Source organism: Niallia sp. HCP3S3_B10 (genome assembly GCF_052064465.1).
Classification (GTDB): Bacteria; Bacillota; Bacilli; order Bacillales; family Cytobacillaceae; genus Niallia; species Niallia hominis.
Genome location: NZ_JBQHVO010000037.1, coordinates 26,495 through 52,384, shown reverse-complemented (window position 1 = coordinate 52,384; position 25,890 = coordinate 26,495). Strand labels below are relative to the sequence as shown.

General features: G+C 34.5%; 25 protein-coding genes and 3 other annotated features. Of the genes, 22 read left to right on the top strand and 3 right to left on the bottom strand.

The window, feature by feature from the left end:
• Nucleotides 1-107: 107 nt before the first annotated feature.
• Nucleotides 108-1,385, bottom strand: coding sequence for an MFS transporter (locus tag ACTNDN_RS15830; RefSeq protein WP_441131457.1), 1,278 nt, complete (start codon nucleotides 1,383-1,385; stop codon nucleotides 108-110).
• Nucleotides 1,386-1,557: 172 nt separating this feature from the next.
• Between ACTNDN_RS15830 and ACTNDN_RS15825 the strand changes: the two genes are divergently transcribed.
• The 8 genes from ACTNDN_RS15825 (at nucleotide 1,558) to trpA (ending at nucleotide 9,278) form a co-directional block, all read left to right on the top strand.
• Entirely contained in the window at nucleotides 1,558-2,199 is a 642-nt protein-coding gene (locus ACTNDN_RS15825) for an MOSC domain-containing protein (RefSeq protein ID WP_031536759.1), read from the top strand.
• A 61-nt stretch (nucleotides 2,200-2,260) separates the two neighbouring features.
• Nucleotides 2,261-2,511: a binding site (T-box leader), on the top strand.
• A 45-nt stretch (nucleotides 2,512-2,556) separates the two neighbouring features.
• Nucleotides 2,557-2,791, top strand: a binding site (T-box leader).
• 89 nt (nucleotides 2,792-2,880) lie between these two features.
• The gene (trpE, locus tag ACTNDN_RS15820) at nucleotides 2,881-4,278 is read left to right on the top strand and encodes an anthranilate synthase component I (RefSeq protein ID WP_031536760.1); all 1,398 of its coding nucleotides are present in this window, start codon (nucleotides 2,881-2,883) and stop codon (nucleotides 4,276-4,278) included.
• Nucleotides 4,259-4,843: an anthranilate synthase component II gene (locus tag ACTNDN_RS15815; protein WP_031536761.1), complete on the top strand. Its 585-nt coding sequence runs from the start codon at nucleotides 4,259-4,261 to the stop codon at nucleotides 4,841-4,843. Before trpE ends, ACTNDN_RS15815 begins: the two co-directional genes overlap by 20 nt.
• Nucleotides 4,840-5,865 carry an anthranilate phosphoribosyltransferase gene (gene trpD / locus ACTNDN_RS15810; RefSeq protein WP_441131456.1) on the top strand — a complete coding sequence of 342 codons (1,026 nt, stop codon included), beginning with the start codon at nucleotides 4,840-4,842 and terminating at the stop codon, nucleotides 5,863-5,865. Before ACTNDN_RS15815 ends, trpD begins: the two co-directional genes overlap by 4 nt.
• Nucleotide 5,866: 1 nt before the next feature.
• The gene (gene trpC, locus ACTNDN_RS15805; protein ID WP_031536763.1) at nucleotides 5,867-6,652 is read left to right on the top strand and encodes an indole-3-glycerol phosphate synthase TrpC; all 786 of its coding nucleotides are present in this window, start codon (nucleotides 5,867-5,869) and stop codon (nucleotides 6,650-6,652) included.
• A 6-nt stretch (nucleotides 6,653-6,658) separates the two neighbouring features.
• Nucleotides 6,659-7,270, top strand: coding sequence for a phosphoribosylanthranilate isomerase (locus tag ACTNDN_RS15800; protein WP_441131454.1), 612 nt, complete (start codon nucleotides 6,659-6,661; stop codon nucleotides 7,268-7,270).
• 17 nt (nucleotides 7,271-7,287) lie between these two features.
• Nucleotides 7,288-8,484 (top strand): tryptophan synthase subunit beta, encoded by a 1,197-nt coding sequence (gene trpB / locus ACTNDN_RS15795; RefSeq protein WP_441131453.1) that lies wholly within the window; start codon nucleotides 7,288-7,290, stop codon nucleotides 8,482-8,484.
• 2 nt (nucleotides 8,485-8,486) lie between these two features.
• Complete coding sequence (trpA, locus tag ACTNDN_RS15790) at nucleotides 8,487-9,278, top strand: tryptophan synthase subunit alpha (protein ID WP_251628748.1); 792 nt, start codon at nucleotides 8,487-8,489, stop codon at nucleotides 9,276-9,278.
• 154 nt (nucleotides 9,279-9,432) lie between these two features.
• Here the strand turns inward: trpA and ACTNDN_RS15785 are convergent, their stop codons facing one another.
• Nucleotides 9,433-10,347 (bottom strand): LysR family transcriptional regulator, encoded by a 915-nt coding sequence (locus ACTNDN_RS15785; protein ID WP_441131452.1) that lies wholly within the window; start codon nucleotides 10,345-10,347, stop codon nucleotides 9,433-9,435.
• Nucleotides 10,348-10,980: 633 nt separating this feature from the next.
• Here ACTNDN_RS15785 and ACTNDN_RS15780 point away from each other — a divergent pair.
• The 8 genes from ACTNDN_RS15780 to ACTNDN_RS15745 all read left to right on the top strand — a co-directional run bounded on the left by ACTNDN_RS15780 (nucleotide 10,981) and on the right by ACTNDN_RS15745 (nucleotide 19,241).
• A complete protein-coding gene (locus ACTNDN_RS15780) occupies nucleotides 10,981-12,693 on the top strand; it encodes an ABC transporter ATP-binding protein (protein ID WP_031536768.1) in 1,713 nt (570 codons plus the stop codon).
• A gap of 190 nt (nucleotides 12,694-12,883) precedes the next feature.
• Nucleotides 12,884-13,852, top strand: a complete 969-nt coding sequence (locus tag ACTNDN_RS15775) for a DMT family transporter (RefSeq protein WP_031536769.1) — start codon at nucleotides 12,884-12,886, stop codon at nucleotides 13,850-13,852.
• Between the two features lie 360 nt (nucleotides 13,853-14,212).
• A complete protein-coding gene (locus tag ACTNDN_RS15770; protein ID WP_441131450.1) occupies nucleotides 14,213-14,989 on the top strand; it encodes a Cof-type HAD-IIB family hydrolase in 777 nt (258 codons plus the stop codon).
• A 98-nt stretch (nucleotides 14,990-15,087) separates the two neighbouring features.
• Nucleotides 15,088-15,302, top strand: a binding site (T-box leader).
• Between the two features lie 76 nt (nucleotides 15,303-15,378).
• Nucleotides 15,379-16,476, top strand: a complete 1,098-nt coding sequence (proB, locus tag ACTNDN_RS15765) for a glutamate 5-kinase (protein ID WP_251628759.1) — start codon at nucleotides 15,379-15,381, stop codon at nucleotides 16,474-16,476.
• A gap of 16 nt (nucleotides 16,477-16,492) precedes the next feature.
• Nucleotides 16,493-17,740 (top strand): glutamate-5-semialdehyde dehydrogenase, encoded by a 1,248-nt coding sequence (locus ACTNDN_RS15760; RefSeq protein WP_031536772.1) that lies wholly within the window; start codon nucleotides 16,493-16,495, stop codon nucleotides 17,738-17,740.
• A gap of 79 nt (nucleotides 17,741-17,819) precedes the next feature.
• Nucleotides 17,820-18,719 carry an AEC family transporter gene (locus ACTNDN_RS15755; protein ID WP_441131460.1) on the top strand — a complete coding sequence of 300 codons (900 nt, stop codon included), beginning with the start codon at nucleotides 17,820-17,822 and terminating at the stop codon, nucleotides 18,717-18,719.
• A gap of 127 nt (nucleotides 18,720-18,846) precedes the next feature.
• Complete coding sequence (locus ACTNDN_RS15750) at nucleotides 18,847-19,017, top strand: hypothetical protein (protein WP_441131448.1); 171 nt, start codon at nucleotides 18,847-18,849, stop codon at nucleotides 19,015-19,017.
• A 77-nt stretch (nucleotides 19,018-19,094) separates the two neighbouring features.
• Nucleotides 19,095-19,241, top strand: a complete 147-nt coding sequence (locus tag ACTNDN_RS15745; protein ID WP_441131446.1) for a hypothetical protein — start codon at nucleotides 19,095-19,097, stop codon at nucleotides 19,239-19,241.
• A gap of 399 nt (nucleotides 19,242-19,640) precedes the next feature.
• Here ACTNDN_RS15745 and ACTNDN_RS15740 read toward each other — a convergent pair whose 3' ends face one another.
• Entirely contained in the window at nucleotides 19,641-20,507 is an 867-nt protein-coding gene (locus ACTNDN_RS15740) for a YitT family protein (RefSeq protein ID WP_441131445.1), read from the bottom strand.
• A gap of 173 nt (nucleotides 20,508-20,680) precedes the next feature.
• Here ACTNDN_RS15740 and ACTNDN_RS15735 point away from each other — a divergent pair, with 173 nt between their 5' ends.
• The 6 genes from ACTNDN_RS15735 (at nucleotide 20,681) to ACTNDN_RS15710 (ending at nucleotide 25,870) form a co-directional block, all read left to right on the top strand.
• Nucleotides 20,681-21,013 (top strand): PadR family transcriptional regulator, encoded by a 333-nt coding sequence (locus ACTNDN_RS15735; RefSeq protein ID WP_235252140.1) that lies wholly within the window; start codon nucleotides 20,681-20,683, stop codon nucleotides 21,011-21,013.
• Nucleotides 21,010-21,654 carry a hypothetical protein gene (locus tag ACTNDN_RS15730; RefSeq protein ID WP_441131443.1) on the top strand — a complete coding sequence of 215 codons (645 nt, stop codon included), beginning with the start codon at nucleotides 21,010-21,012 and terminating at the stop codon, nucleotides 21,652-21,654. Before ACTNDN_RS15735 ends, ACTNDN_RS15730 begins: the two co-directional genes overlap by 4 nt.
• 95 nt (nucleotides 21,655-21,749) lie before the next feature.
• Nucleotides 21,750-23,249 (top strand): DUF4153 domain-containing protein, encoded by a 1,500-nt coding sequence (locus tag ACTNDN_RS15725; RefSeq protein WP_031536778.1) that lies wholly within the window; start codon nucleotides 21,750-21,752, stop codon nucleotides 23,247-23,249.
• A gap of 72 nt (nucleotides 23,250-23,321) precedes the next feature.
• Nucleotides 23,322-23,936: a sigma factor-like helix-turn-helix DNA-binding protein gene (locus tag ACTNDN_RS15720; RefSeq protein WP_031536779.1), complete on the top strand. Its 615-nt coding sequence runs from the start codon at nucleotides 23,322-23,324 to the stop codon at nucleotides 23,934-23,936.
• 28 nt (nucleotides 23,937-23,964) lie between these two features.
• Nucleotides 23,965-24,546, top strand: a complete 582-nt coding sequence (gene clpP, locus ACTNDN_RS15715; RefSeq protein WP_031536780.1) for an ATP-dependent Clp endopeptidase proteolytic subunit ClpP — start codon at nucleotides 23,965-23,967, stop codon at nucleotides 24,544-24,546.
• A gap of 133 nt (nucleotides 24,547-24,679) precedes the next feature.
• The gene (locus tag ACTNDN_RS15710; RefSeq protein WP_235252139.1) at nucleotides 24,680-25,870 is read left to right on the top strand and encodes a class I SAM-dependent rRNA methyltransferase; all 1,191 of its coding nucleotides are present in this window, start codon (nucleotides 24,680-24,682) and stop codon (nucleotides 25,868-25,870) included.
• The last annotated feature ends 20 nt before the right edge of the window (nucleotides 25,871-25,890 follow it).

The window sequence follows — 25,890 nt, the reverse complement described above, 5'->3', positions numbered from 1 at the left end:
CTTACTAAATTCGACATTTTGGGGAGGTACTCCTTTTTTTGTGTCTCTGAGACCTTGAGGCTCTAAGCGTTAAATTTATGAAATTGATTCATTTATATAAACTTATTTTAATTCGTTTTTGTTTCATCAATGTGTTTTAAACGAAAGAAAGCAGCAACAGCAGCGATTAAAGTAATCGCGCAAAGCAAATAAAATTGAAAGTGCTCCATATGCTTCATTAAAATCGCCATAATAGGTGGTCCAGCTGCCACTCCAATAAAGCGCATACTACTATAAATGCTTGTGATGGTTCCTCTTTCTTCCTTTTCAATCCCTTCTGTTATTAAGGCATCAAGAGGGGGTAAGCTTCCTCCAATTCCGATACCTGCAATCGTAAGGAAGATAATAATGAACCACATTTTTTCTGAAAAATTGAGAGCAATTGTTCCAGTAATTATTGCTAGTAAGCCAATAAATGTTATCCAGCGCATTAAATTTTTGTCTTTTTTTATTTTTTTTCCAGTAATGTAGGAAGTAAGGCATAATGCTCCGAGCGGAATGGAGAGATATAGGCCTTTTTTAATATTTTTAATATGATAATGCTTTTCCAATATATCTGATAAATAAAACAGCTCCGCAAATAAAACGAACATAACAATAGCTCCAATAAAGAAAATGGCGTACAGCCATTTTTTGTCTTGGTGCAATATTTCTTTCGTATGTTGAATAAATTCTTTGAACGGTAAAGGCTTTTCTTTACTTTTTGGTGATTTAACAAAGATCATTATTAAAACGATGGAAATGAAACAAAAGACAGGAATAGACATAAAAGGGATATACCATATAAATCCTGCTAAAAATGCTCCTAGGATTGGACTAAGTACTTTTCCAAATGTATTGGCTGTTTCAATAATCCCTAATGTACTACTCACCTCTTCTTCGTTTTTAAATAAATCGCCTACTAATGGTAATACAATTGGGAATGCTCCAGCTGCACCAACACCCTGAAGTGCTCTTCCGAGAAGAATGACCCAATAGCTATTATCCATTAACCATGCAGCAATTCCTGAAATGACCCCACCAATACCAGCGATAATTAAACTTGGAATAATCACCCGTTTTCGACCGATGTGATCCGATAAATAGCCTGCTACGGGTATCAATATTATCGCTAAAATAGAATATACAGTAATAATCATACTTACTTTAAAAGAGGATATATTCAGCTTTTGTTCAATTGATGGCAATACTGGAATCAGCATGCTATTTCCAAGGGTCATTACTAACGGGATGGAAGAAAGTGAGAATATCGACATTTTAGAAACCTTTACATTTTGTTTCTTAGCTGTCTTGTGCATTTTATTTGTAAGGTTACCTATTCTTTTTTCATCATTTACATGATCCATTTTCATTCTCCCTGCTTTCAAATAGTTAACTATAGTTAATATGTACAGGCGCGATAAAAATTAACGCGATTTTCTCCATCCAAAAAATGGTTATTTCACTTTTGCCAACTCCTTTCTTCTTTTCTTTAACTAATATGATATGATGAAATAAAAATGATGGTGGTGTGTAAAAGTGGGGGAAGTTATTGCTTTAAGCATTGGTAAAGAAAAAGCATTTACATGGAAAGATAAAATGGTTCATTCGGCAATTGGAAAAGAGAAAGTGGAAGAAGTGTTATTAACAGTTGATGGCTTTGTTGGCGATGGTGTTGCGAATAAGGCTTTTCATGGTGGGAAAGAAAGAGCGGTATGCTATTATCCTTTTGAACATTATAAAAAGTGGGAAGAGGAATTTAAAATAAAGCTTAATCCACCTGCTTTTGGAGAAAATATTTGTGGAACAGAATTTACGGAACATAATACATATATTGGCGATATCTTTTCTTTAGGGAAAGCGATTGTACAAGTAACCCAAGGAAGGGTTCCTTGTTCTACTATTTCAAAATATAATGAAGTGGACACATTTTTAAGCAGAATAGTGGAAACTTGTTATACGGGCTATTTTCTAAAAGTTATCGAAGAAGGAATGGTAAATGCGAATTCAAGCTTTCAATTAATAGAACGTCCCCAAGATAAAGTGTCCGTTTGGGATGCAACGAAAGTGATGCTTCTAGATCGTAAAAATAAAGATGCGATGTTAACGATATTACAAATCGAACAATTAGCAGAGGATTGGAAAAACCGCTATAAAAAAGCGCTTGAAAAAATCAATTAAAATTTTTAGTGGAAAATAGTTGACTTTTATTATATAGTTCCATATCATATAAGTAACATATCGAACGGCAATGAAGAAGAGTAGTACCTTTATTGAAAACCTCAGAGAGCTGGTGGTTGGTGCAAACCAGTGTGGACGATAAAGAGAATGGACTTCTGAGCTTCTAAACCGAACCAATTTTTTGTAGTAGGCTTTAGCGAACGTCTCATCGTTACAAGAGACAGAAATTTAGTTGTATTTCGACGGATTTCTTAAAGTGAGCTTAAATTATTAAGCTAATGAAGGTGGCACCACGGGTCTCTCGTCCTTTTTATAGGAGAGAGGCCCTTTTTGTTTTATAAAAAAATAACTAATACTGCAAAAGCAATGAAGAAGAGTAGTAAGTATAAACACGATGTTAAAGAGAGTCGGTGGCTGGTGTGAACCGATACATTCCTTATACTGAATGGACTTCTGAGTGTGAATCTGAAAATATAGTAGGGTTCAACGGTATCCTCCGTTATCGGGATAGAGTATAAATTGTACTCGAAAAGTGAGAGTGAATAATCACTCTAACCTGAGGTGGTACCGCGGTTAATTAATCGTCCTCTATCTGCAAAAGAATCATGCAGATAGGGGACTTTTTTTGTTGGCTAATATTCAATGTTTTAATAAAAAGCGTCAAACAAGGAGGATTTAATGATGAAAACCAATATTTTATTAATAGATGAAATTCAAGGAGATACATTAACGCCTATAGGGATTTATCAAAGACTATCTGGAAAAAAGAAATTCCTGCTCGAAAGCTCTCTAAAACATGAAGATTCAGGACGATATTCCATCATAGGATGTAATCCAACATTTGAGCTTATTGGAAGTGGTTTTGAAACAATGATTCTTGATGGAGATAAACGAGAAATAAGAAAAGAAAGGGCACTTGATTTGGTAAAAGAATTCTTGCCAGAAAATCAAGCAGAACTTCCTCATTTCTTGCCAGTAAATGCAGGAGCATTCGGTTATGTAGGCTATGACAATATAAGGCAATATGAATATATCGGTCCAGACGCTAAGGATGAAATAGGAATACCAGATGTGCATCTTATGTTTTTTGAAGATTTAGTAATTTTTGACCATTTAGAACAAAAAGTTTATTTGGTTGCAAGTCCATTAAAGGAAACGACAACAGAACAAGAGCTAAGATTTCGACTGCAGATTAGAAAGCTAGAGGTCACTGCTCCTTATAAAGAGGACTTACCGGAAGTGAAACTAACTCCATTTCAGGCAAGCATTTCGAAAGAGCAATTTATCGAGAAGGTTAACAAAGCAAAGGATTATATTTTGGAAGGGGATATCTTCCAAGTAGTTCCATCCCAAAGGATGACTGCTGAAATAGAGGGATCTGCTTTTTCTTATTATCGAAAACTTCGCATTAAAAATCAGTCACCATATATGTATTTTTTCGATTTTGAGGAGTATGCAGTGCTTGGAAGTTCACCCGAAAGCTTAATTAAAGCAGTTAACGGAAAAGTAATAACAAATCCAATTGCTGGAACGAGGCCAAGAGGGGCGACGTTGGAGGAAGATATAAAGCTAGAGCAAGAGCTGTTGGTAGATGAAAAGGAACTAGCAGAGCATAAAATGCTAGTTGATTTAGCAAGAAACGATGTTGGAAAAGTTAGTGGTTTTGGTAGTATCTCTGTTGATAAGTATATCAAAGTAGAAAAGTATAAGCATGTTATGCATCTTGTTTCAGAGGTAAGCGGAGAATTAAAGAAAGATTTCAAATGTGTAGATGCACTTGTTTCTTGTTTACCTGCCGGGACAGTATCAGGAGCTCCTAAAATACGTGCTATGCAGATTATCAATGAATTAGAAGGAACAAAAAGAGGAGTCTATTCAGGGGCTGTTGGCTATTTTTCGAAAAATGGAAACATGGACTTTGCCCTAGCAATTCGCACAATGGTTATTAAAGACAAAAAGGCATACATTCAGGCTGGTGCAGGGATCGTGCATGATTCTGTTCCAGTAAAGGAATATGAGGAAACGATTCATAAACTAAAATTATTCTTGGAGGAACAGCATGATTTTATTAATCGATAATTATGACTCTTTTACGTATAACTTATTTCAGTATTTAGGAGAATTAGGGGAAGAGATTACGGTTGTTCGAAATGATGAAATTTCGATTGAGGCAATTCGTCGCTTAAATCCAGAACGGATTGTTCTTTCACCTGGACCAGGTAGACCTGAAAATGCAGGCATTTTAATTGAGCTTATTCAAACTCTTTATCAGGAGTTTCCGATTCTTGGCATTTGTCTTGGACATCAGGCAATTGGATATGCATTTGGATCAGAAGTAGTAAAAGCCTCTAATGTAATGCACGGGAAAACATCGAAATTAAAGGTAACAAATAACTCCGTTTTTCGAAATATAGAAGACCCGGAAGTGATGCGATACCACTCTCTTGTTATTAAGAAGGATACATTAAATGAGGAATTCGAAGTCTTGGCTAACTCAACAGACGACAACGAGATTATGGCGATAAAGCATAAGAAGTATCCGTTATATGGCTATCAGTTTCATCCAGAGTCAATAGGGACTGACTGCGGAAAACAGTTGTTGAAAAATTTTATCATGGAAACTGGAAAGGAAGTTCAAAGATGAAAGAATACGTAGAAAAATTAATGGCGAATCAATCATTAACGGAAGCTGAAATGGAAAATGCGGCAAGCCTCCTTTTTTCAGATGAAATAACAGATACAGAGATTGCGGCTTTTATTACAAGCTTAAAAATGAAGGGAGAAACAGTAGAGGAAATAGTCGGTATCGTAAATGCTGTACGAAAACAGACTCTCCCTTTTTCCGAAACAATAATGGGCTGTATTGATAACTGCGGTACTGGTGGAGACAGATCTCAAAGCTTTAATATAAGCAGCACTTCAGCATTTGTTTTAGCAGGAGCAGGAATACCTGTAGCTAAGCATGGAAATCGCAGTATTTCTAGTAAAACAGGAAGTGCAGATGTCCTAGAAGAACTAGGAATAAAACTAAATGTCACTCCAGAACAAAATATTCGTCAATTAGAAGAAGTAGGAATTACATTTCTATTTGCTCAGCATGTTCAACCGAAAATGGGCAGAATTATGAAGGTTCGAAGAGAATTAAAGCTTCCAACGATTTTTAATTTAATTGGACCATTAACAAACCCAATATCCCTTGAAACGCAAGTATTAGGAATATATAGAAGTGATTTACTTGTAACTTTTGCTGAAAGTTTAAAAAAATTAGGCAGAAAGCGAGCTGTTGTTTTAAATGGTGCAGGCGGAATGGATGAAGCCTCTTTACAAGGTGAAAATCAACTGGTGATTTTGCAAAATGGAAAAATAGAGGAAACGATCCTTAATCCAGAAGATGTAAACCTCCCTTATTATACAAATGGAAAAATACGTGGAGGAGACGCAAAGGAAAATGCCACAATATTATGGAATGTCTTAAAGGGGAAAAAGGGTGCTTATCGTGATACGGTACTTTTAAATGCAGGCATCGGTATTTATACGGCAGGAAGAGCTGACAGTATTATCGAAGGAGTAAATGCAGCGAAGGAAAGTATTGATTCAGGAGCAGCACTTCATAAATTAAATCAATTAGTGGAGACAAGCAAAGAATTCGAAGGGGCAGGGATATAAAGTGGAAACCATCTTGGATAAAATTATTGCAAAAAAAAGCGAAACGATTGAAGAATTATATAAAAGAAAAGAAGAGTTGAAGACAGTCGTTCAAAGCAAGGAAAGAAGATCGTTATTAAATAAAATAATGCAGGCAGAAGCATTATCCGTAATTGCTGAGTTTAAGCGGGCTTCTCCATCAAAGGGAGATATCAATGTGGAGAAGGATCCAAAGGAACAAGCTAAAATGTATGAATTATATGGTGCAGATGCTATCTCTGTGTTAACAGATGCCCCCTTTTTTAAAGGATCATACGAGGATTTGGCAAAAGTGAGAGAAGCGGTTAATTTGCCCATTCTATGCAAGGATTTTATTGTTGATAAGATTCAAATCGATTTCGCTAAAGCATATGGTGCAGACCTCATATTACTAATAGCAGCTGCATTAGAGGACGAAAAGCTACATGAATTATATACGTATGCAACGAAATTAGGGCTGGAAGTATTGCTTGAAGTTCATAATGAAGAAGAATTGGAAAGAGCCTTAAAAACAGATGCTCCGTTAATTGGTGTGAATAACAGAGACTTAAAAACATTTGAAGTATCACTGGAAACAACCGAAAAATTAGCTGGGAAAATTAAGAATAGTGGCAGATACATGGTTAGCGAAAGTGGTATAGCCACATTTGATGATATTTTAAAGGTTACATCTAGTGGAGCGAATGCTGTTTTAGTTGGGGAGACCTTTATGAAAGCAACAGACCTTGAAAGCAAAATCAAAGAAATGAAAGTATCTTTGGGGGCTTGAGATAAAGTGAAAGTAAAAATTTGTGGCATTACAACAAAAGATGCAGCAGCATGTGCCGTTCAATATGGAGCGGATGCATTAGGCTTTGTATTTGCGAATAGTAAACGGAAAATAAATCCAGAAAAGGCGAAAGAAATTATTGATACTCTCTCTAATGATTTAATGAAGGTGGGCGTATTTGTCAATGAGACTAAAGATAATATAGAGAAAATTGTGAAATTATCAGGTATTAATACAATTCAGCTTCATGGAGATGAAACGCCAGAATTTGCTTCAAGCTTTTCTTTGCCAATAATTAAGGCATTTAGTATATCATCCAAAGAAGATCTTCAACAAGTAACTGCTTTTCCATGTGAATATGCCCTACTAGATAGCCCGAGAGGAAAGTATCATGGAGGAAATGGAATAGCATTTGACTGGAGCATAATTAAAAATTATGACTTCGGCCAAAAGAAAATTATCCTTGCTGGCGGATTAAATATATCAAACTTAGCTGAAGCCATTCAAATAACCAATCCTTTTATGGTGGATGTTAGCAGTGGAGTGGAAACGGATGGAAAGAAAGATTTAGTGAAAATCAAAAATTTTTTACAAATTGGAAAAACAGTTCATATTTAAGAAAAGAGGGAGCTATCATGCCAGAAACATATGCGTTTCCAGATAAAAGAGGACATTTCGGGTTGTATGGAGGTAGATACGTACCAGAGACATTGATGCAGGCAGTAACAGAACTTGAAACAGAATATAAGAAAGCACAGCAGGATCCAGCTTTTCATAAGGAATTAAATAATTTGCTTAAGGATTATGTCGGAAGAGAAACACCCCTTTATTTTGCAGAAAATCTAACAAAATACGCTGGTGGCGCAAAAATTTATTTAAAGAGAGAAGATTTGAATCATACAGGAGCTCATAAAATTAATAACTCCTTAGGCCAAGCATTACTGGCAAAAAGAATGGGCAAAAAGAAAGTTGTAGCGGAAACAGGAGCTGGACAGCATGGTGTTGCCACAGCAACAGCCTGTGCGCTATTAAACTTAGAATGTACGATTTTTATGGGGGAAGAGGATATTAGAAGGCAAAAGCTGAATGTATTCCGAATGGAATTACTAGGAGCAAAAGTAGTTGGCGTTACTTCTGGAAGTGCCACACTTAAGGATGCTTGTAATGAAGCCTTACGCTATTGGGTAACAAATGTTGTTGATACTCACTATATTTTAGGGTCTGTAATGGGACCACATCCATTTCCAATGATGGTCCGTGATTTTCAAAGTGTCATTGGTAAAGAAGCAAAAAAACAATACGTTGAAAAAGTCGGAAATCTTCCAGAAGCGATTGTTGCCTGTATTGGTGGCGGCAGTAATGCAATGGGTATTTTTTATCCGTTTATCGAGGATGAAAGTGTTGCTTTATATGGAGTAGAGGCTTCGGGGCATGGTCTTGATACGGAAAAGCATGCTGCTTCCTTATCAAAAGGGAAACCAGGTGTATTACATGGCTCTTATATGTATTTGCTACAAAATGATGATGGGCAAATTCAAGAAGCACATTCAATTTCTGCAGGCTTAGATTATCCAGGTATTGGTCCTGAGCATAGCTATCTTCATGATATTGGACGTGCAACCTATGAATCAATCACCGATGATGAAGCTTTTGAAGCACTGCAGCTTCTTTGTAAAGTGGAAGGGATTATTCCTGCATTAGAGAGTGCTCATGCAATTAGCTATGCAGTAAAACTTGCTGCTAAGATGGATAAGGAAAAAGGGATTATTGTTTGCTTGTCTGGTAGAGGAGATAAGGATGTAAATACAGTGATGGAAAGAATGGGGGAATAAAAATGAAGACAATTCGAGAAGTCTTTCATGAGGTGCTTGAAAAAGGAGATAAAGCGTTTGTTCCATATATAATGGCTGGAGACGGTGGTCTTGAAACGTTGAAGGATAAAGTGCTCTTTCTTGAAGAAGCAGGAGCAACTGCCATTGAATTAGGCATTCCTTTCTCTGACCCTGTAGCAGATGGACCGATTATTCAATCCGCAGGCATCCGTTCCCTTCAAGCAGGAACAACACTTAAAGGTGTATTTGAATCGATTCAATCTTTTAGAGAGTTAACTACTATTCCACTTGTGATGATGACCTATTTAAATCCTATATTAGCATACGGAGTAGAGGTATTTTTCCAAGACTGTGAAAAAGCATCAATAAATGGACTGATTGTCCCTGATTTACCGGTAGAAGAAGAAGTAATCATAGAAAAATTAGCTGCAAAGCATCATGTTGAAATAATCCGATTAGTGACATTAACAAGTCCGTTAGAACGAATTGAAAACATTGCTAAAAAAGGAAATGGCTTCTTATATGCCGTAACGGTAAACGGTATAACGGGATCGAGAACTAGCTTCCAAGAACATTTAGGTACACATTTACTAAAGGTTAAGGAAGTAAGTCCCATCCCAGTCCTAGCAGGATTCGGCATTTCTTCTCCAGAGCATGTTACCAGTATGACAGAATATTGTGATGGTGTAATCGTTGGAAGTAGAATCGTGGAACTTTTTTCAGAGAACAAGTTAGAGGAAATAAAGGAACTGATTGCTGCAAGTAAAAAAGGAAACACATTATCTGCTATTTAAAAGGTGGAATCCTCTCTTCTTCATTCTGGTTCAGAATAAGGAGGGAGGATTTTTGCCTAATCTGTTTGATAAGTAGTGAAATGATATCGAGAGATAGAAGGGAAGAAATTCATCCGTAAAAGGGCTGTTCGAAAAGTTCAGCCCTTTTAAAAGATTATTCACCATATGAAAGATTTTGATATAGCTTAATTTCCTTCGTTAGCTCCGTGATAAGAGGGGAAACAGCATGCTGTTTAAAGGAAAATTCAGGAACGATAAAAGAAAAGTATCTGATGATTGGGACATTTTTAATACGTAATATACTAAGGGTATCCATAAACATTTCTTTCTGGACTGCATATTTAGAAACAATCGATATCCCTAAATCAGCTTCCACAGACTCTTTAATAATTTGTGTGCTTCCAAATGAGCGAACACTCGGTGGATCAAAGTTTTGGTTTTGAAAAAACTGATTTACTACTTCTCTTGTTCCTGAACCTTCTTCTCTAAGTATCCAAGTCTCATCATACAAATATTTTAATTCTATGGATGAAAGACTGGCAAAACGATGATTTTTACTAACAATAATGACAAGTTCATCTTCTTTAAATGGTGTTATGCTTAAATGTGGATGATGTTTCAAATGACTATCAATGATTCCTAGATCAATTTCTCCATGTAGCAATTGATCGATAATGCGATTCGAGTTTCTTATACTTATCATAGGATTATCATGTTTCTTGTCTTTTTTTATATAGTCTGCAATTACTTTCGGAAGTAAATATTCTCCGAATGTGAAGCTAGAGCCAATGGATAGTGGACGGCTTTTCGTTTCAGAGAGGTGACCAATCAAATTATTCACTTCTTTGTACTCAGATAAAATTTTCTTTGCATGAAAATAAAATAATTCGCCTGCTTTTGTTAGTCTTACATATTTATTCGTTCGGTCTAAAAAGGTAACATTATACTTTTTTTCAAGTGCTTTAATGGAAAGCGTTACTGCAGATTGAGTAATATGTAAGCTTTCTGCTGCCCTAGTAAAATTTAGTTTTTCAGCAACTGTCACAAAGGTCAATAAATGATAATCCAAAAAAACACACTCCTTTAATAAACGATAGAATGGATGTTAAGACATATTTGTCGCAGTTTATATACCAAAATAGGCTAAAGGAAATTCATATAAGTAATAGAAAATTATCTCTTTCTATTATTATACTAAAAAGGAGTGTGGATAAAAATAGAAGTTGATAGAATAATGCAAAAATAATGAATATTTACTAAATAACTTTTTATCCATTTTATTGAATAATTAAACAATCAGACCATACTCCTATTTTGTAAGGTATTTCGCTTGATTTATGTCGAATATATAAACTGAAACTTCCATTCGTAAGTTATGTTTTCACTGATGATAGTAGAAGCAGTCGGAGCTATACGGACAGTTGAACTTTTACCAACTATCTTCAAAATCGCATAAAGCTTGCAGGCAGATTTTTACTGTCCGTTAAGAAGTGGACAAATATTTATCTTGTGGAAATTGCAAATAACTACTATAATCAATAATGATTCTCAATATAGGTGAATGTAAAAAAGAAGAAAAGAATTGTTCGATGCAGACAGAAACTACGTAAATGGTATGATAGTATATCGTTTATGTAGTAACTGGAACGAATGATAAAAGAGGATAACAAATTAGAAAGGTTAGGTGTGAAGGAGATAAATTATGATTAAACGTTTTTTTTCATATTATAAACCACATAAAAAATTATTTACGCTCGACTTCTCAAGTGCAATCGTTGTTGCACTATTAGAGCTTGCTTTTCCACTTGCGGTTTCTTGGTATATTGATGATTTGCTTCCAGAAGGAAATTGGGGCACGATTTTATCCGTAGGTGTGGGATTACTGCTATTATATGTAACAAGTACCTTTCTTCAATACATAGTCAATTATTGGGGCCATAAACTTGGGATAAATATTGAAACAGATATGCGAGGCCAATTATTTACCCATGTGCAAAGACAATCATTTTCTTTTTTTGATAATACAAAAACTGGCCATATCATGAGTCGTATTACCAATGATTTATTTGATATAGGAGAACTTGCCCATCATGGACCTGAGGATTTATTTATTGCTTTTATGACATTTGTTGGTGCATTTTGGATTATGCTTACAATTAATATAAAACTAGCATTAATTGTTATCTTTATCGTTCCAATTCTAGTTTGGCTCATTACATACTGTAACAAAAGCATGAATAAGGCATGGGGCCATATGTATGGGGATATTGCAGATGTAAATGCTAGAGTGGAAGATAGTGTCTCTGGTGTACGTGTAGTTCAATCTTTTACAAATGAAGACTATGAAATTTCTAGATTTACAGTAAATAATAGAAGATTCCGTAAGGCAAAAATAGGTGCATATAAAGTAATGTCGCTTACGTCTTCTTCTGTATATATGTTAATGAGATTCTTTACTTTAGTAGTTTTAGTCTTTGGTGCTTGGCTAACCTTTCATGATCAAATGAAAATCGGGGAACTAGTATCTTTCATTTTGTTTGTAAATATATTGCAAAAACCAATTGATAAAATTAGTGCCATATTAGAACTATATCCAAAGGGAATGGCTGGATTTAAGCGTTTCTTAGAATTGCTAGATTCAGAACCAAAGATTTTAGATAAGAAAGATGCAATAGAAGTAAATGGATTAAAGGGAGATATTACACTACAGGATGTAACGTTTAGTTATGACAGTAATCCTGTTTTGAAAAATATTAATTTGTCCATAACTGCTGGTGAAACGATTGCTTTTGTCGGACCTTCTGGTGCCGGTAAAACGACGATTTGTTCGTTAATTCCTCGTTTTTATGATGTGAATAGTGGGAGTATCAAGATTGACGGAATGGATATTCGTGATATGACGATGAAATCATTAAGATCGCAAATTGGAATTGTACAGCAGGATGTATTTTTATTTACAGGTACGTTAAAAGAAAATATTGCTTACGGTAATTTAAATGCGTCAGATGAAGAAATTCATGAAGCAGTTAGAAGAGCACATCTCGAAGATTTAGTGCTTAAATTGCCAGATGGTTATGAAACGCAGATTGGTGAAAGAGGATTGAAGCTGTCAGGTGGACAGAAGCAAAGAATCGCTATTGCTCGGATGTTCCTAAAAAACCCGCCCATTCTCATATTAGATGAAGCGACTTCTGCACTTGATACAGAAACGGAATTAATTATCCAAAATTCATTAAATGAGCTAGCTCAAAACCGTACAACACTAGTGATTGCACATCGCCTTGCGACCATTCGCAACGCTGATCGCATTGTTGTAGTTACAGAAAATGGGATAGAAGAAGAAGGAAAGCATGATGAATTATTAGCACAGAACGGGATTTTCGCTAACCTTCATCGTGTACAATATCAGCGTTAAGTTTAAGGTCTGTACTTATAATAGTACAGACCTTATTGGGTTCCTTTTATCCTTGATCACGGATTGTTATTATTTTTTACTCGACAACATAAAGAAAACTCAATTTACAAAAACACTAGGATAAATATTCAATATGCGATATATTGGATATAAGTTATTGGGTTATTCGATTAAAGAGAGGGGTAAATTATTGAGACCGATTATTTTAGGGATATTTGCAGCGCTATTTTTTGCGTTTACATTTGTGTTGAATCAGTCGATGGAAATAGGTGGAGGAAGCTGGTTATGGAGTGCCTCTTTACGTTATTTTTTTATGTTGCCACTCTTAATTTTAATTGTGGTGTGTAGAAATAACTTAATGGTTGTATGGCAAGAGTTAAAAGAAAATCCTGCTTCTTGGTTAATATGGAGTACTGTTGGTTTTGGTTTCTTTTACGCTGGGATTTGTTTTGCGGGTGCATATGGACCAGGTTGGCTTGTGGCGGGTACTTGGCAGCTTACAATCATTTCTGGCATATTTCTCACACCTTTATTTTATGAAAATAAGATTGGAAGAGATGGAAATCTTCAATCAGTTCGAAAAAAAATACCGTTAAAAAGTTTAACTTTTTCCATTTTAATCGTTGTTGGAGTCATCATTATGCAATTAGAATTTGCTGTATCTATTTCTCTAAAGGATGCTTTATTTTGTCTTATTCCTATACTTATTGCATCATTTGCGTATCCGTTAGGGAATCGAAAGATGATGGAGCTTTGTAATGATAGATTAGATGTTTTTCAACGTGTATTAGGAATGACAATTGCAAGTCTTCCATTTTGGATTCTATTATCTATTATTGGTGTATTAACAGTCGGGCTTCCTGGAAAGCAGCAGGTAGGTCAATCAGCAATCGTGGCAGTATTTTCTGGTATTATTGCGACGGTATTATTTTTTGCAGCAACAGACTTAGTTAAAGACAATATGGTTAAATTAGGGGCTGTAGAAGCAACACAATCATTGGAAGTTTTATTTGCTTTGTTTGGTGAAATAATCTTTTTATCTTCTCCTTTACCAACCTCTATTAGTCTTCTCGGTATTTGTTTTGTAATGCTTGGGATGATTTTGCATAGTGTATATTCGAGTAAGAAAATACACATAAATAGTAGCATTGAAGCATAATCATGGTTTTTGTGACTGAATATTTATTTAAATCATGAAAGATATGTTAAGAATGTAATAACTATATGAAGTTTATTTGGAGTTATCGGAATTTTTTACTTTTTCAAAAGAAATCGTTATACTATGTTAATATGTAGGAATTAATGCTTGTAGATAAAGTGTTGATAAAAATGAATGGCATGTAAGATGAAATTTATTTGTCCAAACAGTAAACAAGATTAAATAGTAATCATCTTACATAGTAAAAAAAGATGCTTTGGCTAAGCAAGATATGAAGCTAGGGCCTTAAGAAAGTGGTATTCTGTCAGTCGTATTTTTTGGCTATCACTTCTAAATATAAAAATTAGGAGGAAAAGCAAAGTGACGAAAAAGTTGGAAGATAAGGACATTAAGCTGATTGCTCTTGACATGGATGGGACATTATTGAATGAAAAAGGGGAAATACCAGAGGAAAACCGAAAAGCAATTAAAGAAGCCCACGATAATGGATTACATGTTGTGTTAAGTACAGGTCGCTCTCTTGCTACTTGTAAGGATCACGCAAAAAGTCTTTTATTAAAATCATATTTAGTTACAGTAAACGGTAGTGAAATTTGGGATACAAAGGGAAATTTAATTGAAAGAAATCTTGTGGATGCCAATCATATCCAATGGATGTGGGGCCTAGCACAGCAACACAAAGCAAAAATGTGGGCAACTAGCTGTGATAAATTATGGTTTGATGAGATGCCGGAAAATGTAAGAGAATTAGAGTGGCTAAAGTTTGGTTTTCATATTGAAGATAATCAAATTAGAGAAAAGGTTTTGAACAGTTTACAAGAGAAGAAATGTTTTGAAATCAGTAATTCATCCCCTGTAAATATTGAGGTAAATGCATTAGGAATTAATAAAGCAAGAGGCCTCAAAAAAGTATGTGAGCTATTACATATCTCAATGGATCAGGTATTGGCAGCTGGAGACAGCCTGAACGATATTAGCATGATTAAAGAAGCTGGCATAGGAGTGGCAATGGGAAATGCTCAGGACTTTGTAAAGGAGACAGCAGATGTTGTAACCTTAACAAATAATGAAAATGGAGTAGCCTATGCAATAAGAAAATGGGCTCTAAATAGAGAAGATGCAGAAATAAAAAACTAGTTTTTCTGTTCTTCACACTAAAAAATATTTTTTCTGGTCGATAAATAAAAAAAACAATTGAAACCACAGAAAAAACTGCTTATAATTAGTAAAAAGAAAAATGAACGAAGCGAAAGGACTAGTATGTGAGACGCTTTTATAAAAGAGAGTGAAGTTTATAAGCTGAAAGACTTCATTATAAAAGTTCACAGAACCTACCTTTCAAGTCCTATTACAATAGGCGCATTTCTTGCGTTATCAGACAGAGTGGAATCAATTGTTTGAATTGATTCAATAAAGGTGGTACCACGGAAAGCCCTTTTTCGTCCTTTTATAAGGAAATGAAAAGGGCTTTTTTCTATTTCTTTGTAAAAATAGGCGCAGGTTTACTAAAGTTCGGAGGAAATAACATGGAGAAAAAAAGGATTGTCGTAAAAATCGGAAGCAGCTCTCTCACAGATTCAAAGGGTGCAATCGACCAATCAAAATTAGGGGACCATATTGCAAGCATTGCCAATTTAAAAAATAATGGCCATGAAGTATTATTAGTTTCTTCTGGTGCTGTCGCGGCTGGTTTTGCAAAATTAGGCTATCCGACAAGACCAGTCACACTCAAAGGAAAGCAGGCTGCAGCTGCTGTAGGTCAAAGCTTATTAATTCAAAGCTATAATGAACAATTAAGTAAGTATGGCATAGTGCCAGCACAAATTTTAATAACGCGCAACGATTTTTCCAAGCGAGATCGATACCGAAATGCCTATTCCACGCTTACAGAATTATTAGAAAGAAATATTTTGCCTATTATTAATGAGAACGACACTGTATCTGTAGAAGAATTAACATTTGGAGACAATGATATGTTATCCGCTCTCGTTAGTGGTCTTATACATGCAGATCAATTGATTATTCTTACAGATATTAATGGTTTGTATAACAAGAATCCGAAAGAAGACCAATCGGCAAAACGAATTGATTATTTGCCGGAAATTACAGAAGTATGGAAAAACGCAGCAAAAGGTAGTGGATCAAAGGTTGGAACAGGAGGTATGAAATCAAAACTCATTGCAGCAGAAACAGCATTGTCATTAGGTGTAAAGGTATTCATTGGAAAAGGATCGGGTGAAAATAAGTTAATTGATATTATGGATGGTAATGGGGATGGAACTTATATTGGTTCCGATGCGTTAACATTGATTAATAGTAATCGTCAATGGATTTCACTGCATTCCACCGTACAAGGAAGCTTGTATGTCGATGAAGGGGCAGAAATTGCTTTGGTTCATAATGGGAGTAGTTTATTACCAGCAGGGATTTATAAAGTAGAAGGTATTTTTGAAAAAGGGAATGTAGTAGAGGTATTTGGTATAAATGGCATTATTGGAAAAGGTGAAGTGCTTTACTCTTCTGAAGAATTAAAAAAAATCATCACACAAAGAACGGCAGAAAAAAGACTGGATAAAAATCCGAAATTGGAAGTAATTCACCGTGATAAATGGGTGAAAATTTGACAAGGGAGAGATGAAAATGGGAGAGGTTTATCAAAAAGGTGAATTAGCAAAGAAAGCAAGCTATCAATTATTAAATAAATCAACAGATGAAAAGAATGATGCATTATTATTAATTAGTAATCAATTATTAGAAGATAAAGACTTGATTATGGCAGCGAATAAGGTCGATCTTGAAAAGGGAAAAGAAAACGGTCTTACTTCTTCTATATTAGATCGAATTATGCTGGATGAAAAAAGAATGAAGGATATGGCTTCCGCTTTAAAGGAGCTAGTGAAGCTGAAGGATCCAGTGGGTGTAGTAGTGGAAGAAATAGAAAAAGATAATGGTCTAAAAATACTGAAGAAAACAGTTCCAATTGGAGTAATGGGCATGATTTATGAAGCAAGGCCAAATGTTACCATAGATGCGGCAAGCCTTGCCTTGAAAACAGGAAACAGTATTGTCTTAAGAGGGAGTTCTTCAGCGAAGGAATCAAATATAGCACTTGTTCATTCCATTCATAAGGCACTTGAAAAATCAGCTTTGCCTAAAGAAGCTGTTCAATTAATCGAGGATACGAGCAGGGAAACGGCAAAAGAGCTATTCCATTTAAAAGAATTCTTAGATGTTTTAATACCTCGTGGTGGAAAAGGGTTAATTGAAACAGTAGTAAGAGAAGCAACTGTTCCTGTTATTGAAACTGGGGCTGGAAATTGTCATTTATATATCGATGAAACAGCTAATATCGACATGGCAAAAAAAATCAGCTTAAACGGAAAAACTCAGCGCCCATCTGTTTGTAATGCTCTAGAAACTATTTTAATAGAAGAAAAATGGTTTAAGCAAAATGGATTATCGCTATTACAAGCATTAGACAATAGAGGAGTCGAAATTTACGGTGATCAAACAGTTTGTGCTGCATATGAAACAGCAATAGAAGCGACAGAAGATGATTGGTATACAGAATATTCTGCTTTAAAGATTAGTATAAAGGTTGTAAAAGGAGTTATGGATGCAATCAATCATATTAATAAATATGGAACAAAACACTCAGAAGCAATCATTACCGAGAATAAAGAAAATGCAACTACTTTTTTAGCAGGAGTGGATGCAGCAGCAGTCTACCATAATGCTAGTACTAGATTTACAGATGGATTTGAATTCGGCTATGGAGCGGAGATTGGCATAAGTACACAAAAACTTCATGCAAGGGGACCAATGGGACTAAATGCATTAACATCTGTTAAATACTTCATTTATGGAGATGGGCAAGTCAGAAACTAACAGCAGGGTGGAAAAATTCTAGAAAGTGTAGACTCTACTTTTAGATGAAGCCATACATTAGGTAGATTGGATGATGATATTGGAGTATTTAAGTATTTTATTACCGATTTTCTTTATTTTCGCTGTTGGATTTATTGGGCAAAAGAAGCTTCATATTGACATTAAATCTGTATCAGCTGTATCTGTTTATTTAATGACACCATTATTGTCATTTAGTGTATTTTATGAAACAACTTTTACAATGGACTATTTGTATATGACGCTTTATGCATTAACTTTAGTGTTAGGTATTGTTGCTATTGTTTATGTTATTGGCTATTTTAGAGGGTATTCGGTTAGGAAGACATGTGGGATGATTTTATCTTCCGCATTTATGAACAACGGCAATTATGGCACACCACTTGTTTTATTCGTGTTCGGTGAGCCTGGCTTACATTATGCAGTTATTTTAATGGTTATTCAACAATTAATCATGGTGACGATAGGTGTCTACTATGCAGCGAAAGGTTCTGTTGACGACGGGAACGGAACAGATACCTTAAAGAAAGTGCTAAAGGTACCTGTTATGTATGGGGCGATATTAGGTACTATTTTTCATTCCTTGCAAATACCGATTGGAGAAACAATGCTAGAAGCTATTAAACTAGTTGGAAATGCAGCTATACCAACTGTGATGCTTGTATTGGGCATCCAGCTCGCTAATGTAAGTGTCAGAAAAATTGCCTATCGACCTTTATCCATCTCTTTGTTTTTAAAGCTAATTGTCTCGCCAGTTATTGCCTGGCTTCTGACATTCATTTTGCCAGTAGATGAGCTATTAAAGCAAATCATGATCCTACTTGCTGGAATGCCAGCTGCAGCAAACACGACACTTTACGCTGTTCAATATGGAACAGAACCAGATTTTGTTTCTAGTGCGACTTTATTTAGTACATTAGCTAGTTTAATAACGCTGCCTGTTATTTTATCTCTCATATAACTACACATCTATAAAATATCTTTTCGATATTTTATAGATGTGCTAATAAAACTCATTGAAGTTGAACAAGAATGATAAATCCTTAAACTTTAATCGAATGTAAAAATCTAATCAAGAGGGGGTTAATATGAAATCGACTAATGATAAAAAAAGAGAAATACAAGCTAAATATAGAAAACTAATTAATAAAGATAATAAAGAGGATAATAATGATAAGGTTACTGAAATTATAGCTGCGATTTTTGGGGTACTTTTTTTAATAATCTTGTTTTTAAATGTATTTATAAAATCCTTTTAATAACATGGTATTTTCGTTAGATAACTTGCAATGATTCCATGGTAAGATGAAGAAGAACGTTAAAGGGGAGAAAGTTATTGAATAGATTACTAGCTGTATTACTATTTGGCATATTATGTGCTTTAATTTTTATTGGTATAGAAATACATTTGCAAACTAATGATTTAAAAGCTTATTTAGATGGAATTGATCGTAGTATAAGAAGATTGCCGGAAAATTTTTAAAATTAAGGTAATAATATTTATTTAGAGATATTTTAACATTCCTATTTTCGTTAAGTTTACATATTCCTTGCTATAGCACACCAATAAGAAAAAAAGTGGAATTCGTTTCTTATTTGGGCAGTTTTGTGGAGGGAGTAAAAAAGGCTGGGACATTCGTATCCTATTTTAAGGATAAACATAAATAAGTATACAAATAAAATGTGGGATTGTTCTTTTTTATCCTTAATAAGAAAATTACCATTCAGTCTGCTGTATTACCAGCAGACTGAATACACGTTGCTTTCCATTGTAAAGCGCCAAGCCTCCTCCCCGGCGCATAGAGTGCTCGTTTTTAAAGATTATCTATTTAGTTTGTTCCCAGCTTTAATAAAGATTATCATATAGCTAATCAGAAAAAAATCAATGAATCGCAGACTTAGAAAATTTCCCGCCATGAGCCTCCTGTGTATCCATAATCGTAATAAAAGCATTTGGGTCGATTTCTTGGACGATACTTCGGAATTTAGCTACTTCTAATCGTGTAAATACTACATACAATACTTCCTTCTCTTGATCCAAATAGCCGCCTTTTCCTTTAAGTTTTGTTACTCCTCTGCCCAAACGATCAGAAAGGGCTTGTGCAATTTCTTCATATTCATCAGAGATAACCATTGCAGCTTTTGTATCATCAAAGCCTTGGATAACAGAGTCAATCGCTTTACTCGCAATATAATAGGTAAGGATGGAGAACATCGCTTGTTCCCAGCCTAATACGAACCCTGCCCAGGAGAAAATAAAGACATTGATAAACATCACAAATTCTCCGACGGAAAACGGGATTCTTTTAGTGAGGAGGATTCCAAGTATTTCTGTGCCATCTAAGGCACCAGAATTTCTAATGACAATCCCTACACCAGCCCCAAGCAATAATCCGCCAAAAACTGTTGCAAGTAGTGGCTGTGTAGTTATTGGCTCAAAATGTTCGAGCAAAAATTCAATAATAGCGAGCATTATAATCGAATAAAGGGAAGAAATACAAAAGTTTTTCCCAATGTATTTATAGCCCGCATATAAAAAAGGGAGATTGAGAATGAACACTAGGACTCCAAAGCTTAGACCATAACTATATTTAAGAATTAAGGAAATCCCGATGACACCGCCATCAATAATCGTATTTGGAGCTAAGAATAAATCAATAGCGATTGCTGCAAAAGCAGCCCCAATTGTGAGCATGAAGTATCGCATTATTAAATGTGAAGTAGTTTCTTTTTTATGCGTTTTTACCATGAAATAAAACACCTTTCACCTTATGTATAGTAAAGAACTTGTGGATTATATAGTACCACAAGAAGGTTGCAGGAAAAAATTAGTGGAAGGAATTGTAGCAAAATATTGCATTATATAGGTTTGGACGCTAAAATACTACCTATAGTACATTTTAATTCTAGGTAGGTGAAACAATGTTTAACAGAGAATTGGTAAAAGGGAGTACCTCCTTAATCCTGCTCCAGCTTTTAGCAGAAAAAGAAATGTATGGATATGAACTTGTTAAAGAGATGGAGAGGAGAAGCGACTACTCTTTACAGGTAAAAGAAGGGACCTTATATCCTGCCCTACATAAATTGGAGAAACAAGAATATGTAGAATCATTTTGGAAAGAATCAGAAAAAGGGCCAGCGAGAAAATATTATCGAATAACAGAGACAGGTCTTCAAATCTTGGAGCAAAAGACCACTGAATGGAAAAATTTTGTGCAAACCATAGATAAAGTGATCGGGAGAAAAGGGCTATGATTTATTCAAAAGATTCCTTTATGAAACAACTTCGAGAGTTATTAAAGAACCATAATCAATCAGAGGAGATATGCATGGAATATGAGCATCATCTCACTGATTTGCTAGAAGATATTCTATTAAGCGAGCAGTGCACGGTAAAAGAAGCAATCCTTATCGCGGTAGAAAAGTTAGGCACACCTCAAGAAATTGCTGCATTATATCAAGAAGAACTAACCATGACAGCAAAGAATACGCAATGGAATTTCTTTTTGGCAAATTTAATATTCTTTACAGGTGGGATTGGTTTAACGATTATTTACCATCACATTTCGAATCCAATCATTAGTAGATTATGGTTATTTCTTACTAGTATTCCATTCTTTCTTATTGTGCTCTATTTATTTTTTTGGCTCTTACTAGGGTATGAAGTCGGGAAGGAATTTGGACTTGGTGGTAAAAAATTATTAATGAAAACGTTTTGTATCTCGTTAATTCCGAATATTGCGCTAATGTGCTCAGTTGTTTTCAACATTATTCCCATAACCTTTTTTGATCCATTACTTACACCTGAATTTATCTTGATTTGTATCGCATTTACGATTATTTTGTACCCAATATGTTTTCTCGCATTTCGCTTTGGAACAACGAAGTCTATTTAAGTTGTTCTTCTTTAGTCTACCTAGAATTACTTTGTATAATGATGCTATTTTTTAAAATAACTATATAGAATTTCTATGTAAAGGAGAAGATAGAAATGAATAAGAAAAATAGTTTTTATTTTATCGGATGTTTATTGCTTGCCATTTTTGCAGAAGTGACATTATTTACAGAGAAAATTGGTATTTCTCTTAGCTTTTTTGTTGTCGCTTATTATGTTTTTTATTTTTACATGACGAAAAAGGAGACTCATACACATCGAATCGTTGGAATTTATATTTTTATATGTATTTGGACTTTAACTTTGTCTTTCGTTTTCGTTGCAAATCCACCTTTTTATGCTGTTAATCTGTTGGTCATCTTTCTGTTAATAGGTGTACATACAATTCTAATCACAAGTCCATCTTTTCTTAGTTGGAGCAATGTTGAATTCCTTTGGTACATGCAAAAGAAATTTTCCTCCTTATTTAAATTTAGTAGGTATCTATCAATACTTGTGCGAAAAAGGATAAAGGAATATGAGAATGAAAGGAATTATGCTATAGCAAAAAGAATATTATTAGGAATTGTTATCGTATTACCAATATTATTTGTCTTAATTTTTCTCTTAAGTTCATCAGACCAGTATTTTAGCATTTTGATTGAAAAAATGATTACACATCTTGTATCGTTTAATATAGATAAAATAAGTATTTTCCTCCGTATCCTCTTAGTATTTGTTTTTTTAGTACTATGGATAAAAACAATTAGCAAGAAGTCAGTTATAATTTTGAAAGATAAAAAGGAAATAAATAGGAGTTGGGAACAAGCGACCTTATTAACAATTTTAATTTCTATAAATGGATTGTATTTGTTTTATACAATATTTGAGTTTCAATATTTTTTTAATGATGTATTAATGAATGGTTTTACCTATGCAACTTATGCAAAAAGAGGATTTTTTGAGTTGATTATTGTAACGATTATTAATATCTCAATCACCTTATTAGTCAATAGATTTAGTAAAAGTAGAACCATCTTAATAAAAACTAGTTTATCCTTACTAATTATTTTCAGTTTTATAATTCTTTTATCTGCACATTTGCGATTAAGCTTATATGAACAGGCTTACGGCTACACATATTTACGATTGTTTTCCCATTCCTTTATTTTCCTATTAGCAGTGTTATTTGCTTTTACGATGATTAAGATTTGGATAGAAAAAATTCAGCTTATGCGCATTTTTTTGCTGCTTGCATTGTTATATTACTGTGGGCTTAATGTAATTGATGTGGATCGATTTATCGTTAGTAAAAATTTAGAGCGATTTGAAGAGACAAATTTAATCGATTTACAATATATTGAATCACTATCCCTTTCTACAGTACCTGTTCTAATGAATTATTACGAAAGAAATCGAGAAATGAATAGCATAAAACATGTATTACTCGCAAAAAAAGAACTTCTTGAAAAAAGAGATGTAAAGTGGCAAAGCTATAACATGATGGAAGACCGAGCAAGAAAGTTGCTTGCATCAATGAACCTAGATGATGAAACGGCAGAAAATGAGAATGGAAAAAAGTATCGATTAGAAGAAAGCAAAAATGAAAAGAAATAAATGTATTATCCCCGTATCTTTTTTGCTTTTTCAAACGTTTAATATATAAACAGCCAAAGGAGGGATGAAAGGATGAGAGGGGAACTACCAGATATAAACGAACTGTATCGAAAACTCGACCTTTATTGTCAATATCTTTCGATGGACAAATGGGAACGGGAAGATTTAATCCAAGATTCTCTTTTAAAAGCGATAGAAAATTATAAAGAGCAAGATATTACACCGGCATTACTAAAAAAAATAGCCAGAAATAAGCGAATCGATAAGCAAAGAAAAAAGAAAGACCTAATTGGCATCCAAGCAAAAGAAATAGGAATAGAAAAAAATAGTTTAACTTCCATGATACTTGCTGAATATCTTGCTGAAAAGCTGACATTAAAACAAGGTATCGTATATATGCTTGTGGAAGGATTTCAATTTCGTTTGAAAGAGGTTGGCGAGCAACTAAATATGAGTGAGACTGCAGCTAAATCAGTTTTATTTCGGGCAAGAACTCAATTAAAAAAAGATGGCTCTTCTGGAAAACTTCATCTAGAAGAAAATAGAGATGCACTTAGTTACCTCTATTATGAAGTTTTAAAAAAGGAAGATCCAGCTATATTGTTTAACTTCATCTATAAGGAAAGCGTATTAGCGAAACAAGTGAAAAAATATCCGTCACATCATTCCATGCTTATGGCAGCTTAAACACTTTATTAAAATGGGAGCGAAAAAAATGAGCACGATTCCATATGTAATTGAACAATCATCAGGTGGAGAAAGATCCTATGACATCTATTCAAGATTATTGAAGGACAGAATTATCATGCTAGGCGATGAAATCAATGATGCTGTCGCCAATAATATTGTCGCACAATTGTTATTTCTCGCGGCCGAGGATCCAGATAAAGATATTTCCTTATATATAAATAGTCCAGGAGGATCAACTTCAGCTGGCTTTGCTATATTTGACACGATGCACTATATCAAACCAGATGTTCGTACGATTTGTACAGGAATGGCAGCCTCCTTTGGTGCGTTATTGCTCCTTGCTGGCGCGAAAGGAAAAAGATATGCCTTGCCGAATAGTGAAATTATGATTCATCAGCCATTAGGTGGTACAAAGGGGCAAGCAACAGAAATAGAAATTTCTGCCAGAAGAATAGTGAAGCTTAAAAGTCATATAAATCAGATTATTGCAGATAAAACAGGTCAGTCTATTGAAAAAATAGCACATGACACAGAAAGAGATTACTTTATGAGTGCAGAAGAAGCAAAAAGTTATGGGATTGTAGATGAAATCATTACCGCAAAATAAAAGAAACAGAGGCATCCTGCTAATTATAGGATGCCTATCTATGTGAATACCCTCTAGCACTAGCGTCTATCATCATTTCATGTATAATAGAAAAAGAAATAAAATATCAGCTCTGAAAGTAAAAGGTGACAAAATGGATATTGTAACAGTACAAATTGAAACTCCGTATGAAAAAAACCTCCTAAATGGTAATCCCTTATTATATAAAGACGCTATTGCATCTACCAACAGTCTAGAAGAAGGGCAAATAATCGATGTCGTAACAAAAAGGAATAAGTTTATTGGCAGAGGATATTATGCCATTCAAAATAAAGGAATCGGCTGGATTTTATCGAGAGAGCAAAACATTCCTATTGATGCTTCATTTTTTAAAAGGAAATTGAAGAAAGCGATTGATAGAAGAGTTTCCTATTTTAAAGATACAAATACAACAGCTTTTCGTATTTTTAATGGAGAAGGGGATGGAATTGGTGGATTCACTGTGGATTCTTATAACAAATATCTTTTAATACAATGGTACAGTATTGGAATTTATAAATACAAAAGCTGGATTGTAGAATCGTTACAACAATTATTAGATGTGGACGGGATATACGAGAAAAAAAGATTTGATCAAAAAGGAACTTATTTAGAAGATGATGATTTTGTGAGCGGCAAAAGAGGGGAGTTTCCCATTACTGTATTAGAGAATGGTGTTAAATATGCGGTAAACTTAAACGAAGGAGCTATGACAGGGATCTTTTTAGACCAACGAGATGTGCGTAGAACCATTCGCGAAAAATATGCGCATGGTAAAAACGTTCTAAATACCTTCTCTTATACTGGTGCATTTTCCGTGGCCGCAGCAGTTGGTGGCAGTAAATCAACAACAAGTGTTGATTTAGCGAATCGCTCCAAACAAAAAACAGCAGATAACTTCTTACTAAATGAAATAGATTTAACGAGTCAAAACATTATAGTAGAAGATGTTTTTCATTATTTTAAGTATGCAGTAAAGAAACAGTTTTCCTTTGACATGGTCATTCTGGATCCACCAAGCTTTGCTCGTTCCAAAAAACATACTTTTCGAGCAGCAAAAGACTATACAAATTTACTTAAGGAAGCAATTGCGATTACTAATAATGATGGAATCATTGTCGCTTCCACTAATTGTGCTACTATTGATATGAAAAAATTCAAAAGCTTTATCGATGCAGCCTTTTCCCATCAAAAAGACAGATATCAAATTTTAGAGCAATTTGGCTTACCAAATGATTTTGCCAATATAAAAGATGTAAAAGAGAGTAATTATTTAAAAGTCGTTTTTATAAAAAAACGCAAATGATATTTTAGAATATTAATGTA

Bases quoted from the DNA above. Each gene is read 5' to 3' on its own strand.
- ACTNDN_RS15830 (WP_441131457.1), bottom strand. From the start codon at position 1,385: ATGGATCATGTAAATGATGAAAAAAGAATAGGTAACCTTACAAATAAA.
- ACTNDN_RS15740 (WP_441131445.1), bottom strand. From the start codon at position 20,507: ATGGTAAAAACGCATAAAAAAGAAACTACTTCACATTTAATAATGCGA.
- trpA (WP_251628748.1), top strand. From the start codon at position 8,487: ATGAAGACAATTCGAGAAGTCTTTCATGAGGTGCTTGAAAAAGGAGAT.
- ACTNDN_RS15735 (WP_235252140.1), top strand. From the start codon at position 20,681: ATGTTTAACAGAGAATTGGTAAAAGGGAGTACCTCCTTAATCCTGCTC.
- proB (WP_251628759.1), top strand. From the start codon at position 15,379: ATGGAGAAAAAAAGGATTGTCGTAAAAATCGGAAGCAGCTCTCTCACA.
- ACTNDN_RS15725 (WP_031536778.1), top strand. From the start codon at position 21,750: ATGAATAAGAAAAATAGTTTTTATTTTATCGGATGTTTATTGCTTGCC.
- ACTNDN_RS15720 (WP_031536779.1), top strand. From the start codon at position 23,322: ATGAGAGGGGAACTACCAGATATAAACGAACTGTATCGAAAACTCGAC.
- ACTNDN_RS15780 (WP_031536768.1), top strand. From the start codon at position 10,981: ATGATTAAACGTTTTTTTTCATATTATAAACCACATAAAAAATTATTT.
- trpD (WP_441131456.1), top strand. From the start codon at position 4,840: ATGAAAGAATACGTAGAAAAATTAATGGCGAATCAATCATTAACGGAA.
- ACTNDN_RS15710 (WP_235252139.1), top strand. From the start codon at position 24,680: ATGGATATTGTAACAGTACAAATTGAAACTCCGTATGAAAAAAACCTC.
- trpE (WP_031536760.1), top strand. From the start codon at position 2,881: ATGAAAACCAATATTTTATTAATAGATGAAATTCAAGGAGATACATTA.
- ACTNDN_RS15760 (WP_031536772.1), top strand. From the start codon at position 16,493: ATGGGAGAGGTTTATCAAAAAGGTGAATTAGCAAAGAAAGCAAGCTAT.
- clpP (WP_031536780.1), top strand. From the start codon at position 23,965: ATGAGCACGATTCCATATGTAATTGAACAATCATCAGGTGGAGAAAGA.
- ACTNDN_RS15730 (WP_441131443.1), top strand. From the start codon at position 21,010: ATGATTTATTCAAAAGATTCCTTTATGAAACAACTTCGAGAGTTATTA.
- trpB (WP_441131453.1), top strand. From the start codon at position 7,288: ATGCCAGAAACATATGCGTTTCCAGATAAAAGAGGACATTTCGGGTTG.
- ACTNDN_RS15815 (WP_031536761.1), top strand. From the start codon at position 4,259: ATGATTTTATTAATCGATAATTATGACTCTTTTACGTATAACTTATTT.
- ACTNDN_RS15750 (WP_441131448.1), top strand. From the start codon at position 18,847: ATGAAATCGACTAATGATAAAAAAAGAGAAATACAAGCTAAATATAGA.